The sequence below is a fragment of the Microcoleus sp. SVA1B4 genome, assembly GCF_036700545.1.
In the GTDB taxonomy this organism is placed as follows: Bacteria; Cyanobacteriota; Cyanobacteriia; order Cyanobacteriales; family Microcoleaceae; genus Microcoleus.
The window spans coordinates 1-14200 of record NZ_JAUBPB010000037.1; the positions used below are offsets into that span (position 1 = coordinate 1).

Genomic DNA, 14200 nt, shown 5'->3' on the forward strand with positions numbered 1-14200 from the left:
GAGCCGGATGCGGCGAAAGTCGCACGTCCGGTTCTGAAGGAGAGGTGCGCCGCAGTAATGTGGACATCGACTCTAACGGATTCAAACATTAACACACTAGATGGTGGATAACTTGACTGAATGAGGATTTACGCAACCTTCTCGTGCAGAGCCGTGGCAATTCCAAGAGCGCTTGGGGCTACGCGGCCTGCTGGGGGATTGCCACGGCTCTCCCTAAATCCTATTAATTCACTATGTAGGCGCTCCGGCCCGCTCTCCTATTTGTAAAGTTTTTTATAGATCCGATCGCACAGCTTGTATTTAACGGATAATGTCTGTTTATTTATTTTTGTCCCCCAGCGATCGCCCTAGCAAAGTATTTACTTTTCTTTACAAAAAGCAGATCAAAAAACGGCGCGACAGGTAAAAATTTCCTTGCAGACTTCAAATGCGTCGCGCGATCGACTAGAGTAAAAAAAATGGCTTTATCCGTTTATTCATCGCAAAGGAAACAAAGCTCATGGTTCAACGCGGTTCTACAGTTCGGATTCTCCGCAAAGAATCCTTCTGGTATCAAGAAGTGGGCACCGTTGCTACGGTAGACCAAAGCGGCATTAAATACCCAGTTATCGTTCGCTTTAACAGCGTAAATTATGCAGGCGTCAACACCAACAACTTCGCCCAAAGCGAATTAGTGGAAGTGGCAGCACCCAAAGCAAAAGCGAAAACAGGGACTCCAGTAGCTTCCGGCGGCAAACAAACCACGCTGGACGAGAAAACGCGCAAAACCGGCAGCGGTGGCGCCCCCCAGCAGCCGAAAACTTCGACGGACAGCAAACCGGGCGCCGAAGTAACCGGCAGCGTCGAAGGTTCGCCAAATCAAGGAACAGAACAACGCTAATTGTGCCAGAACTGCCAGAAGTTGAAACTATTTGCCGGGGTTTGAATCAAGCAACTCTCGATCGAGAAATGTTGGGCGCAGAGGTGCTGTTAAACAGCACGATCGCCCGCTCAATCTCTGCGACCGATTTTTTGACAAAAGTCAAAGGAAAGTCGATCGCCCGCTGGTACAGACGCGGCAAATATCTACTGGCAGAACTATCTCAATGTAGGGGCGGTGCCCCCGTGCCCGCCCTCCCCGCGCCCGCCTTCTTCCCTCCTTCAAAAGCCGGCTGGTTGGGCGTTCACCTGCGGATGACGGGACAACTGCTGTGGGTGAACCGATCCGAACCCCTGCAAAAACACGCGCGAGTACGGCTATTTTTTGAAGGAAACCAAGAATTGCGGTTTGTAGACCAGCGCACCTTCGGGCAAATGTGGTACGTGCCTGCAGAAACCGAGGTTTCGAGCACAGTCATCGGTCTGAAACTCTTAGGCCCCGAACCATTTTCCGACGAGTTTACAACAGAATATTTGACCCGCAAGCTACACCGGCGGGCGCGACCTATTAAAACAGCTTTGCTAGACCAGGCACTGATAGCTGGTTTGGGCAATATTTACGCAGACGAAACTTTGTTTTTGTCGGGAGTGATGCCCACAACTCTGTGTGCAGATTTGACCGCAGAGCAAATTGGGCGCATCCATACAGCTATTATTCAAGTTTTACAGAAGGCGATCGCATCCGGCGGCACCACTTTTAGCAATTTTCTCAACGTCCAAGGTGTCAACGGCAACTACGGCGGCGTCGCTTGGGTGTACAATCGCGCTGGTCAACCCTGTCGCACTTGCTCCACAAGCATCGAACGTATAAAATTAGCAGGGCGATCGACTCATTTTTGCCCCATTTGTCAGACATAGGAAGCAGTCAATGGATTTTAGGCTTTAGATTTTAGATTTTAGATTTACCCCACGAATTGCACCCCTTTATTCCTTAGTCCGCTTGGAGTGGACTTCGTTTGTTTAGTAGCGATTTCAATCGCCGAGTGACTTTCAAGCCAAATCTAGATTAAAATTTGTATAGTTTTTTAAACTAAACAAAGCAAGTTATGGCAATCAAGAAAGGCAGTATAGTTCGCGCTGTACGCGAAAAATTGGAAAACAGTCTAGAAGCCAAAGCCAGCGACCAGCGCTTTTCCTCGTATATATTTGAAACCAAGGGCGAAGTGATGGATGTTCGCGGCGACTATGCCTTCGTCAAATTTGGCAAAGTTCCCACCCCCAATATTTGGCTGCGGGTAGACCAACTCGAAGATTTTCAGTAACTCACCAAAACTAAACATCACTGTTCTTAATGTAGCGAAGGGTGCACACCGCGCACCTTTCCCCAATTAAGTTGATTGCTAAAATCTAAAATCTAAAATCTAAAATCTAAAACCTAAAACCCAATGAATTCTCCATCAAACCGCGTATCAATTATTGGTGCAGGCAAAGTCGGCAGTACCTTAGCCCAGCGAATTGCTGAGAAAAATCTGGCAGATGTAGTATTGCTAGATATTGTGGAGGGTTGGCCGCAGGGCGTTGCTTTGGATTTGATGGAAGCCAGGGGAGTGGAACGCCACGATCGCCAAATTGTCGGTACAAATGATTATACAGATACGGCAAACTCAAATATCATAGTAATTGCCGCCGGAGTGCCGCGCAAACCCGGTATCAATCGGGAAGATTTAATTAAAATCAATGCTCGAATTGTCACCGAAGCCACAAAACAGGCGATCGAGCATTCTCCCGAAGCAATCTTAATCACAGTCACAAATCCCCTAGATATCATGACTTATTTAGCTTGGGAAGCTGCTGATTTGCCCAAACACCGAGTCATGGGGATGGGGGGAGTTCTCGACTCCGCCCGCTTTCAAACTTTTATTGCAATGGAATTGGGCGTTTCAAATGCTCAAGTCAATGCCACTGTCATCGGTTCTCATGGCGATTTGATGGTTCCTTTGCCCCGCTATTCTACTGTCAACGGTATTCCCATCAATCAACTTATGGATGCTGGGGCGATCGATCGACTCGTACAGCGGACTCGCCACGGTGGCGCAGAAATTGTAGAATTGATGAAGACTGGTAGTGCTTATTTTGCACCCGCATCTTCTGTCTGTTTGATGGTAGAATCTATTTTATTTAATCAGTCGCGACTCTTGCCTTGCTGCGTTTATTTGCACGGCGAATACGGCGTGCAAGATATCTTTTTAGGAGTGCCCTGCCGCTTGGGATCTCAGGGAGTCGAACAAGTAGTGGAACTTGAACTCAGCGATACCGAAAGATCGGCCTTTATCGAGTCGGGCAAATTGGTTGCCCAAAATATTGAGGAAGCCAGGGCTATACTGAAAACGGCTTCTTAAGCTTGTAGGAGTTGGTTGATCATAGCAGCCGATCGCTCGTCGCTTCAATATAGCCATCCTCGCATCATTTGTGAATTTCTTACTCCCTCCCCTTGATAAGGGGAGGGTTGGGGTGGGGTCAAAAATTTACGACTCCTGCAAGGATTGCTATATAGTAATTTATACTGAGTATGATAGTGCGATCGCTCTGTCGAAAGTAGGCTTCTCTGATTTAAACCGCCCTTTGATAAATATCATTGATCATGTTTGTTAGGCTGTATTTCAAACGCCGAAAAATGGGTAGCAAGGAACCGATCGATAAACATAAAATTTACTCTCAAAAACTTGCTGAAAATGCAAAAAAGGGCAAAAGTAGTTGAACTTGGTCTGCGCGACAATACCATCAGAGTTTCTCTAGAAATTCAAGCCAAAAACTGCCATCCTTTCTTTACTACTAAACCAACAGCAGAAGCAGTCGGTTTTGGATTATCTCTCACTCGCGATCTGATTGTCCAACAACACCATGGCACTTTAAAGGTAGAAAGCGAAATGCGACTTTCTACGGATTTTATTATTAATTTGCCCAAACTTTAATATTCGCGATCGCCATTTCTATTGCTCCAGCTTGAAATACCTTTACTTTCTCCCAAAATGTGATACCCTAAATATTTGTATTATCTAAAATTTTTACACTTGTCTAAAATCGCAAAAATCGGGAGGCAAAAAGTCTCCGCGCGTGCGGGCGCGTTGCGGTAGGAAATGGGCCTTGAGTTAAGCAAATTTAACCATAGTCTGCAACTACCTCAACTGTTTTACCGAAAACTAACCTCTGATTCGGTGAATTTAAATCAGTTTTAAAAATCCCATCTCTCGGATAAAATAACGAGAAGGCAAGGAAAAATATCTAAAACGTTGGCAGATCCTAAAGATTGTAAAAAATCTAATTTAGGAGAGATAAATCGAGCATTACTTAAAACTCTAGAAAAGGCGATCGCCTAAATTCAAACAAATTTTAAAATAGGCGAGCCCAACAGAATATTCCATCGCCAAAACAAGGAAACCATTAATCGGGTTTGGGGTAATAATAAAAAGGTGACAATTGAAACCGAAGGCGAGCAAAAAAAATGTCAAAATTAGTCAGAGACGCTCCTCCCGATCGCGAAATGGAACCGGGTTTCTTGTTTCCACTTTCGGAGATTCCCTGACTTGATTACGTTAATAAACCGGGTTTATGTGTAAGTTTTGTTAGCATTATTCTCAATAATTGATCCTTAATGAAGTAGCAAATTATGCCACTTCTTCAGTAAATATACGGGAGCTAAGATGGTCGATAGACCTCCAAATCTCGAAAAAATACGGAAATGCAGTGTGAGTAGCTGCTAAGTGCTAGCAGAAGTAGGAGAATAGGTTCTTTGCCTTTTTGACTTACCAGACTCAACTTGCAGAGCGCTATTGAGATGCCATCAACCTCGATACCAAACCGCAAAATAACTAAAGAAAAAGCATTATGTTTCATGAATACCTGTATTACGAAGTTTGCAACCTGCGCGAGAAACTAGCTCACCTAGAAAGAGAAACGCAGTCTCAAACCTGGTTCAAAAAGCTGCAAGCGCTGATGGGAGTGATTGGCAAAATTCGTGAATCCCTAGACTTAGAAACAATATTCAAAATCACAGCCACCGAAGTTCGGCAACTCTTAAATGCCGATCGAGTCGCCGTCTACCGATTCTTTCCCGAATCCGAATGGAATGAGGGCGAAGTAGTGTCCGAAGACGTACTGCCCCAATACAGCCCATCTTTGGGAGCAAGAGTCCGCGACTACTGTTTCGGCGAACAATTTGCCGCCAAGTATGCCAAAGGTTACGTTCAAGCTGTCACGGACATCTACAAAGCCCGGTTGAGCCCTTGTCACCTCAAAATCCTCAAGCGGTTTCAAATCCGAGCCAACTTAGTCGTACCCCTGCTGCAAGGGCAACACCTGTGGGGATTGCTGTGCATTCACTCCTGCGGCAATCCCCGCGATTGGCAAGAAGACGAAATCGAATTTGCCAGACAAGTAGGCGATCATTTAGCAGTTGCCATCTACCAAGCCGAACTACACTTGCAAACCCAAAGGCAAATAGCAGAAATCGAATCCGCGCAGCAGAAACTCCGCGACAGCGAGCAAAAATATCACCAAATTCTCGATTCGATCGCCGATATGGTATTAGTCAAAGGCCCCAAATCCAAAATTGTTTGGGCAAATCAAGCATTCCGCGACTATTACGGCATGACTCAAGAGGAACTTCAAGACATCCTAGACGCACCTTTCGCCGATCCCGACAATACCCTCCAGTACGTCAGAGATGACGCCTTCGTATTTGAAACCGGACAGACTCTGCAAATTTCCGAAGAACCAGTGACGCGCTACGACTCAGAAGTGCGGCTGTTCAGCACCGTCAAAACACCGATCCGCAACGCAGACGGCCAAATCGTCATGACTGTCGGCGTCTCCCGCGACATGACGGAACGCAAACAAGCAGAAGAAGCCGTCAAAGCCAGCGAAAGCAAATACCGCAGCCTGGTAGAAACCTCCCAAGACATGATTTGGTCGGTAGATGCTTCAGGACGCTACACCTTCGTCAACCCAGCAGTTAAGTACATCTACGGTTACGAACCAGAAGAAATGATCGGTAGGCCCTTTTCCGACTTTGTGACACCAGAACAATGCCAGAAAGATTTAGAAGTTTTCGCCCGCCTGTTTGCCGGAGAATCAATTTTCCAGTACGAAACCACCCAAATCGCCAAAGACGGCAGCATGAAACATTTGATGTTTAACGCGATCGCCCTGTACGACGAAACCGGAAACTTCCTCGGCACCACAGGTACAGCCGCCGACATTACCGATCGCAAGCGAGCAGAAGCAGCCTTACAACACGCCAACGCAGAACTAGAGCGCAGAGTAGAAGCGCGCACAGCCGAACTGCGACAGACTTTTGCCGCACTCAGTGCCAGCGAAACCAAGTTTCGGACGATCGCAGCCACCATGCCCGGAGCTCTGTTCCAGTTTTGCAACCGTGACGGAATTTGGCGCATTGACTACATGAGCGATCGCATCTTCGATATCAGTGGCGTTACAGCAGCAGAAATGATGCAAGACATCAATACATTCATTTCCCGCGTCCATCCCGAAGACTTGGAAGGCTACATCGCTTCGGTGAACCAGGCCATAGAAAACCTCTCCCTGTGGCACTACGAAGGGCAGTTAGTCAAGCCCGACGGCGAGATTCGCTGGTGGCAGGGCGACTCCATGCCCACCCGCAGCGAGAACGGCGAAATCGTATTTTGCGGCGTATTGTTCGACATTACCGATCGCAAAGTTGCCGAAACCGCCATCCGCAATAGCCAGCGGCAGCTCAAAGAAGCCCAGAGACTCGCCCACGTCGGCAATTGGGAACTCGACGCAGCCACCGAAACCCTCACTTGGTCGGAAGAACTTTTCCGCATCTTCGGACTCGAACCAGCCCCCATCGCGCCCAACCTAGCCGAACAGGTCGCTCAGATTCATCCAGAAGATTTGGAATTGTGGCAAACTCAAGTGCAGCGGGGACTCGAAGCGGGCATCCCCTTTGATTTTGACTTTCGCCTTTACCGTCCCGACAGCATCTTGCGACACGTGAACGCCGTGGGTCAAGCCGAAACCGATGTCAACGGCAAGGTGGTAAAAATGTTCGGTACGGTGATCGATATTACCGATCGCAAAGCCGCCGAAGCAGCCCTGCGGCAAGCAGCAGTCGAGTTAGAAGACAGAGTGAGCGATCGCACGGCCGAACTTTCCCAAGCAGTCACCCAATTAGAACAAGAAATTGGCGATCGAAAACTTGCAGAAGCAGCGCTGCAAGTTTCCGAGCAAAACCTGCGAACCATATTTAACAATGTCTACGATGCTATCTTCATTCACGATTTAGAAGGAAACATTCTCGATGTCAATAATCGAATGTTAGAAATGTACGGAGTGAGCCCCGAACAAGCAAAAAAATTATCAATTAAAAACGACTATTCAAGCGCCGACAATCCCATTGAACAAATGGAAGAACTTTGGGAAAGAGTATTAGCAGGCGAAACACCCCGCGTGGAATGGAAAGCGAGGCGTCCCAACGACGGTTCAACCTTTGATGCAGAAGTTGCCCTGTCGAGAATTAATCTCAACGGCAATCTCACCGTCATTGCCAACGTCCGAGATATTAGCGATCGCAAACAGGCAGAAGCAGAACTGCAACACGCTCAAAATTTTATGGAGTCAGTGCTCAAAACCATACCCGTAGGAGTGGTTGCCAAGGATGCCCAAGAACTGCGGTTTGTTCTGTGGAACCCAGTAGCTGAACAGTTACTCGGTTTCAGTGCAGCAGAAGTAATCGGCAAAAATGATTACGACTTTTTCCCAACAGAACAAGCTGATTTTTTCACCGCCAAAGACCGGGAAGTGATCGATAGCGGGCAAATTTTAGAAATCGCCGAAGAAGAAATTGAAACTAGCCAAGGAGAAACGCGGATATTTCATAGCAAGAAAACAGCAATACTCGATGCTGATGGCAAACCGCAATATCTATTAGCTGTCACCGAAGACATTACCGATCGCAAGCGGGGAGAAATTGCCTTAAGGCAATCGTCAGCCAGACTCAGACAGCAAGCCGAGCGAGAAAAACTGCTCAACAACCTCACTACTCAAATCCGCAATTCCCTCGATTTCGACAGCATTATTGCTGTCGCCGTCCAAGAAATTCGGGCTTTCATGCAGATCGATCGTTGCAACTTTAGCTGGTATCGTTGCGACGGAGACGAACCATACTGGGAAATTATTCAAGAATCTCGCACAAGAGAACTTCCAGATTTAATAGGTTGCTATAAAGCTTCTGATTTCGGAACTATAGGAGAACAGATGTTGCGTCTAGAAACGCTGCAAATCGATGATGTCGGAGCGATCGCAGACCCTATTTGGAGAAGCTCTCTTAACTCTCTGGGCTACCAATCTGTCTTGGCAATTCCCATGCAGGCACTTTCGGGAGTAGTGAGCGTTGTTACCTGCGCCCACTCCGCTGCAGTGCGACCCTGGAGTGACGACGAAGTAGAATTATTGCAAGCGGTTACAGTTCAATTGGCGATCGCCCTCAACCAAGCCGATCTTTACGCCCAAACTCGGAATAAAGCTCTCGAATTAGAAAAAACATTGAAGAAATTAACCAGCACTCAATCGCAGTTAATTCAAAATGAAAAAATGTCGAGTCTCGGTCAACTTGTGGCAGGAGTCGCCCACGAAATCAACAACCCAGTTAACTTTATTTACGGCAATCTCAGTCACGCCAACGACTATACCCAAGACTTGCTACACCTGATCGAACTTTACCAAAACCACTATCCCGATCCAGTCCCGGAAATTCAAGAAGAAGTAGACAATATTGAACTCGACTTTCTGATGAAAGACTTGCCAAAGTTGCTTTCTTCAATGAAAGTCGGTGCAGACAGAATTCAACAAATTGTTGCTTCTCTCCGCACATTTTCCCGCATGGACGAAGCGGAAATGAAAGCAGTCGACATCCACGAGGGCATAGATAGCACCCTGATGATTTTGCAGCACCGGCTCAAAGCTAAACACAACCATCCAGAAATTGAGGTAATTAAAGAATACGCTCAACTGCCCTTGGTAGAATGTTATGCCGGACAATTAAATCAAGTATTTATGAACATCTTGAGCAATGCTTTGGATGCTTTAGAAGAACGGGATATGCGCCGTTCTGCTGAGGAAAAGCGGCAAAAGCCCAGCAACATCCGCATCCGCACTGAACTATCGCCAGTCGGCAAAGTAATCATTCGGATTGCTGACAACGGGCCGGGAATACCGGAGACTGTCGGCACTCGGCTTTTTGACCCGTTTTTTACCACTAAACCTGTGGGTAAAGGCACCGGGATGGGCTTGTCAATTAGCTATCAAATTGTTACAGACAGACACAACGGGTCGCTGAAATGCACTTCTTCGCCAGGCCAGGGTACAGAATTGGCGATCGAGATTCCCCTCAAAGCTAATTGTTAATGGGGAATTGGTAAGTTGTAATTGGCAATTGCGAAAGCGTTACTGTGCGTCATTCGATTTTAGATTTTAGATTTTAGATTTTGGATTGACTTGCGCGAGATAAATGCTCTTGCTTGAGGATTTTCGATTTCCGATGTTGGATTGATTCCACGGATAAACCACGTGGCGGGTACCACCTTTGAAATTCGTGGTCAGTTTGGTAATTTTCAACCATATCAAATCCGGTAGCATCGTCCTGATATAGCAACCGCCAAGACAGTTAGGACGTTGTTAATGGCTGAAACGATTGATTATATTGCTTCTTCCTGCTTCCTTCTGCGATAAAATCCAGTCATATCAAATCCGGTAGCATCGGAATTACTCCTCTCTGTATTCTCTCCCTCTGCGTTCTCTGCGCCCTCTGCAGTTAAATCATTCCGATGCAACCGGAAACGATATCAATACTCAACAATCACGGACGGTACAACCGGAATTGAACTCATTTATCTGCGTGAATATCTGTTAATCTGCCCTCATCTGCGGTTAAAAAAAGAGAATGTATTAACCGCAGATGACAATGGATGGACGCGGATTCACGCAGATGAATAATTCCGATCCTAACAGATTTGATATCATCACCTAAAATCTAATTTTGATGCACAATTTATTCCCTGGTGCATCAGTTTTGAGATTAGGAGTTTGTAGCAAAAATGTCTTCACAGGGTGAGGCACTATTTACCAATCTGTAGCTCAATCAGTCCCTAATTTCTATATTACCGAGATTTATCAGGATTTCGGTCACGGCAGAACTGTCCAAAGGTTTAGAAAACCAATATCCCTGAGCTAATTCGCAGTCTAATTCTCGAAGCTGTGCTAACTGTTCGCCTGTCTCTACACCTTCGGCGATCGCATTCAATCCCAAATTGTGAGCCAAAGTTACGATCGCCCGCACAATCTGCAAAGGCTGACCCCCGTCGTCACCATTTTCGACAGCCCCCAAGCGGCTCACAAAAGATCGATCAATCTTCAGTGTATCCAGCGGAAAACGGTGCAAGTAACTTAAAGACGAATAGCCAGTACCGAAATCGTCGATCGACAATCGAATATTCCTACCTTTTAATTCGGCTAGCACAATATTGGCTTTTTTCACATTTTCTACGATCGCACTTTCAGTAATCTCCAATTTTAAACAGCTCGGATCGCAGCCAGTTTCTGCTAAAATTTCATCGATTTCCTCGATTAAATTCGGCATACCTAACTGTTTAGGAGAGAGATTGACGCTCATTGTTAATTGCGAAGGATCAATAATGGGTAATTTAAAATTCGCAATTGGTAGCTGGGAAGTTGTACTGAACGTAGCCGAAGAGTTGGTAATTGGGAATTGGGAATTGGTAATAGAGGAGTGGAAATCGGTAATCGGGAATTGGTAACTGGGAATTGGTAATTTTTTACCGATTCTTTCTTCCCTGTGACCAATACTGGGGCTACGCTCAGTAAAAGTTCCGTGTTCCTCATGCCCTGTATCTGTTACATCACTTAACTCCCCTACATTGCCCGTTGCCATCTTCCCTGTTGTTACCCTGAGCGAAATCGAAGCGCCTTCTTCCTTCTTGTTACCCTCAGCGACTTGCCCTGAGTGCAGCCGAAGCGAGTCGAAGGGCATTGTTCCAACTTCCATTTGACTTCTTCCCTGTTGCTCGGTTAACATTTCTTGCCAAATCCGCAATTGCTGACAAGCTTCCCGCAACACCCAGGCTCCCAGAGGCACGATCAAACCTGTTTCTTCAGCTACAGGGATAAAAGTAGACGGCGGAACTAGACCCCGAACCGGGTGGTGCCAGCGCACCAAGGCCTCAAAACCTTCGAGCGCACCGCTGGCGATCGAAACAATCGGTTGGTAGTGCACAATAAAGTGCGAACATTGATTCTTGCTCTCTCCTAATTCCTCCTTGCCCAAAATAGCCAACCGCAGGTCAGTTTCTAACTGCAACAGCGACATAGTTTGGTCGTGCATCGCCAAATTAAACACTTCGTGGCGGGCCTTACCCAAAGCTTTAGCGCGGTACATAGCGATGTCAGCATCGCGTAGGAATTCTTCCGGGTGAGTGTACGAATTTAATTCGCCACTGGGGGTGGCTTCGCCTCGACTGAAAACAATGCCAATGCTAGCGGTGGTAAATACTTCGTGCCCTTCGAGATGAAACGGCTTCGTCAGTTCTTTTTGTATCTTTTTAGCTGCGAGGGTGGCGTCGCTGAGGCTCTGAATGTGGTCTAGCAGGATCGTGAATTCGTCTCCCCCCAGTCTGGCGACGGTATCCGAAACCCGGACGCAGGTTTGCAGTCGCTGGGCGAGGGCGATTAGCAGTTTGTCTCCTAAAACGTGTCCTAAAGAATCATTAACGACTTTGAAGCGGTCTAAATCTAGGAAAAGTAAACCAAATTTGTAATCGGGGGACTGATTGGATCTGCGGATGGCTTGTCCTAGCCTGTCGATGAACAAAACCCGGTTGGGCAAACCCGTCAGCGCATCGTGAAAAGCGCCGTGCAGCAGTTCCCGTTCTACTCGCTTGCGCTCGGTGACATCTCGGATAATAATCTGGCCGGCCGTCGAGCCTTGATAAATAGCGGGGATACCGGCCATTTCAACGTCTATTATTTGTCCGTCGAGCCGCATTAGTTTTTGTTCGGCAAGGTCGAGTGGCTGATTTTCTGTCTCGACTAGCCGAATGCGCTCTGTGGCTATTTCCACATAGTTTGGATGGACGAAATGCAATATGGGAAAGCCAATCAGCGCTTCGGGAGAACTCGCACCGAGGAGTTTCGCGCCGGCAGCATTGATGTAGGCGATTTTCCCTTGACTGTGAACGGCGATCGCTTCGGGAGATAGTTCTACTAAACGGCGATAGCGTTCTTCACTTTCTTTGAGAGATACTATCAACTCGCATCGCTCTTTTTCAGCTTGCTGGCGTTCGATTTCCATTTGGTGAACCGCCAGAATTTTCCCAATACTTTGAGCCATCAATTCTATAATTTCTATTTCCTCGTACTTGAACTTTCTTTTCTTTATTTCTGGCGAACTAAAACTTAACGTACCATAAGTTTTATTGTTGACAAATATCGGCGTTCCGATGTAAGATTCTGATTTGCAGCTTAGATAAGCAGGATGTTCGCGCATCTCAATATTTGCTCCTATATGAGAATACGCAACTGTTTTGTTGAGCTTAATTACTGCGGCGCAGTAAGTATCGCTGAGGTTCAATTCTAAGCCTCGCACGAAGTATCCTAAATCTGTTTTCGCTGCCTGGACAATAAAAGTTTCGCGGTCAACTTCAGCCATGATGCCCATAGAAAGTCCAAACATCAAACAGCCGGCTGTTAGATAATCGTCAACCAGTTCTTCAAAGTTTTGATAATGATAAGTTGTAATCCGGTGCAAGTGTTTGAGATTAGCGCTAAAAGCTGCTAAAGCTTGAGATTTTAAAAATAATTCTTCTTCCGAACGCTGGCGGTCGGTAATGTCTGTTTGTACTCCAATAAAGTGGGTTAAGTGTCGCCGCGAGTTGTAAACCGGAGCGATCGACAATTCGTGCCAAAAAGGCGTGCCGTCTTTCCGAAAGTTGCGTAATATAACTTGAGCTTCTCTGCCTTCTTCAATCGCAATTCGCAATTCTTTGGCAGCGGGGCTGTCAGTGTCTGTGCCTTGCAAAAATCGGCAATTTTTGCCCATTAACTCGTCTCTGCGATAACCCGTAATCCGCTCAAAACTGGGATTGACATAAATAATCGGATTATCTGCAACGGTTGCGTCGGTGATTGCAATGCCGTTGCTGCAACTTTCGATCGCCCGTTCCATCATTTGTAAGCGCTCTTGCGATATAATCCGCTCGATCGCCGCAGCTAACACGTTGGCGATCGCTTCTACAAAATAAACGTCATCTTGACTGAAAACCCGCCCTTGGCTGGTATGAACCCCCAAAATGCCCCAGGCCTGCGAGGATGAACTGTCCGCTGGTTCTACTTGTCCCCAGTTCCTCCCCAGTCCCCGATTGCCGGGAATGATCACAGTAACGCCGCTGACAGCCCGGTGGTTATGCAGTAGCGGCAACTCGCTAAAGCGCGTTTCCACCCGCAAATCTTCGACGATCGTCGGTTCGCCCACTAGCAATGTGTAACCTGCTTGGGATCGAGCAGAAGCGGCAACAGTAGCGCTGCCGACGAGGCCCGGCTGCCAGCCAACCCCCGCTCGCAGCATAAAAGCATGACCAGAGGGCAACAGTTCTAACACCTGGCAATAATCAACGTCCAGGGTTTGAGCAATTAAAACCGCAGCTTTGTCCATCAGTGCGGACAAATCAGTTTCGGCCAGGGCCTGCTGCCCCAAGTAAGCGACGGCCGCTTGCTGGCGAGCTCGCGAGTGGATTGACGTGAGCAATTCCTGCTCCTTGGCGGCCGCTCGCTTCCGATCCGTAATGTCGGTGAACACCGACAGAACAGCTTTCCCCGATACCAATGTCAGATACCGCATCGATACACTTGCCCAAAACAGCGTGCCGTCAGCTTTTTTAAACCGGACTTCTGTCTCGCGGACGTGTCCGTTGCGGGCGAGCCGCAACAGCAATTCCTGGCGCTCTGCAGGTCTGTGGTAGAGCGTTTCGGCTTTTTGGCGGTCGATCGACTTAAATCCTGTGAACCCGAAAGCCTGACGACATAAATCGTTACTATAAATAATTGTGCCGTCCGCCAGACTGCTCACGATCAGGGGTATTGGCATCGAGTTGGCGATCGTCAGCAGTAATTCTTTGGCTCCTTGCAGCTCTTTGTACAAGTCTGGCTTGGAGGCCCAGCCGTGACAGTCTTCAGACTTTTCAGGGATAAAACTTTCCATTGTTTAATCGATCCATTAGCAGGACAACTTTTT

The 14200-nt window shown here is 47.2% G+C and carries 7 protein-coding genes; 6 read left to right on the forward strand and 1 reads right to left on the reverse strand.

The annotated features are described in order from the left end of the window. Window positions 1-499 precede the first annotated feature (499 nt). The 6 genes from QT987_RS17515 to QT987_RS17540 all read left to right on the forward strand — a co-directional run bounded on the left by QT987_RS17515 (window position 500) and on the right by QT987_RS17540 (window position 9303). A complete protein-coding gene (locus tag QT987_RS17515) occupies window positions 500-880 on the forward strand; it encodes a photosystem I reaction center subunit IV (protein WP_333242176.1) in 381 nt (126 codons plus the stop codon). 2 nt (window positions 881-882) lie between these two features. Beyond that, the gene (locus tag QT987_RS17520; RefSeq protein ID WP_333242179.1) at window positions 883-1776 is read left to right on the forward strand and encodes a DNA-formamidopyrimidine glycosylase; all 894 of its coding nucleotides are present in this window, start codon (window positions 883-885) and stop codon (window positions 1774-1776) included. A 188-nt stretch (window positions 1777-1964) separates the two neighbouring features. Continuing rightward, the gene (locus tag QT987_RS17525) at window positions 1965-2180 is read left to right on the forward strand and encodes an NAD(P)H-quinone oxidoreductase subunit O (RefSeq protein ID WP_333053996.1); all 216 of its coding nucleotides are present in this window, start codon (window positions 1965-1967) and stop codon (window positions 2178-2180) included. 123 nt (window positions 2181-2303) lie between these two features. Beyond that, window positions 2304-3257, forward strand: a complete 954-nt coding sequence (gene mdh / locus QT987_RS17530) for a malate dehydrogenase (RefSeq protein WP_333242182.1) — start codon at window positions 2304-2306, stop codon at window positions 3255-3257. Between the two features lie 246 nt (window positions 3258-3503). Beyond that, on the forward strand, window positions 3504-3830 hold the full coding sequence (locus tag QT987_RS17535; protein ID WP_333242186.1) for an ATP-binding protein: 327 nt from the start codon (window positions 3504-3506) through the stop codon (window positions 3828-3830). 913 nt (window positions 3831-4743) lie between these two features. After that, window positions 4744-9303 carry a PAS domain S-box protein gene (locus QT987_RS17540; RefSeq protein ID WP_333242189.1) on the forward strand — a complete coding sequence of 1520 codons (4560 nt, stop codon included), beginning with the start codon at window positions 4744-4746 and terminating at the stop codon, window positions 9301-9303. A gap of 733 nt (window positions 9304-10036) precedes the next feature. On the opposite strand, the gene QT987_RS17545 is transcribed toward QT987_RS17540, so the two are convergent. Beyond that, window positions 10037-14167, reverse strand: coding sequence for an EAL domain-containing protein (locus tag QT987_RS17545; protein WP_333242192.1), 4131 nt, complete (start codon window positions 14165-14167; stop codon window positions 10037-10039). Window positions 14168-14200: the final 33 nt, after the last annotated feature.

Bases quoted from the DNA above. Each gene is read 5' to 3' on its own strand.
- QT987_RS17515 (WP_333242176.1), top strand. From the start codon at position 500: ATGGTTCAACGCGGTTCTACAGTTCGGATTCTCCGCAAAGAATCCTTC.
- QT987_RS17525 (WP_333053996.1), top strand. From the start codon at position 1,965: ATGGCAATCAAGAAAGGCAGTATAGTTCGCGCTGTACGCGAAAAATTG.
- mdh (WP_333242182.1), top strand. From the start codon at position 2,304: ATGAATTCTCCATCAAACCGCGTATCAATTATTGGTGCAGGCAAAGTC.
- QT987_RS17540 (WP_333242189.1), top strand. From the start codon at position 4,744: ATGTTTCATGAATACCTGTATTACGAAGTTTGCAACCTGCGCGAGAAA.
- QT987_RS17545 (WP_333242192.1), bottom strand. From the start codon at position 14,167: ATGGAAAGTTTTATCCCTGAAAAGTCTGAAGACTGTCACGGCTGGGCC.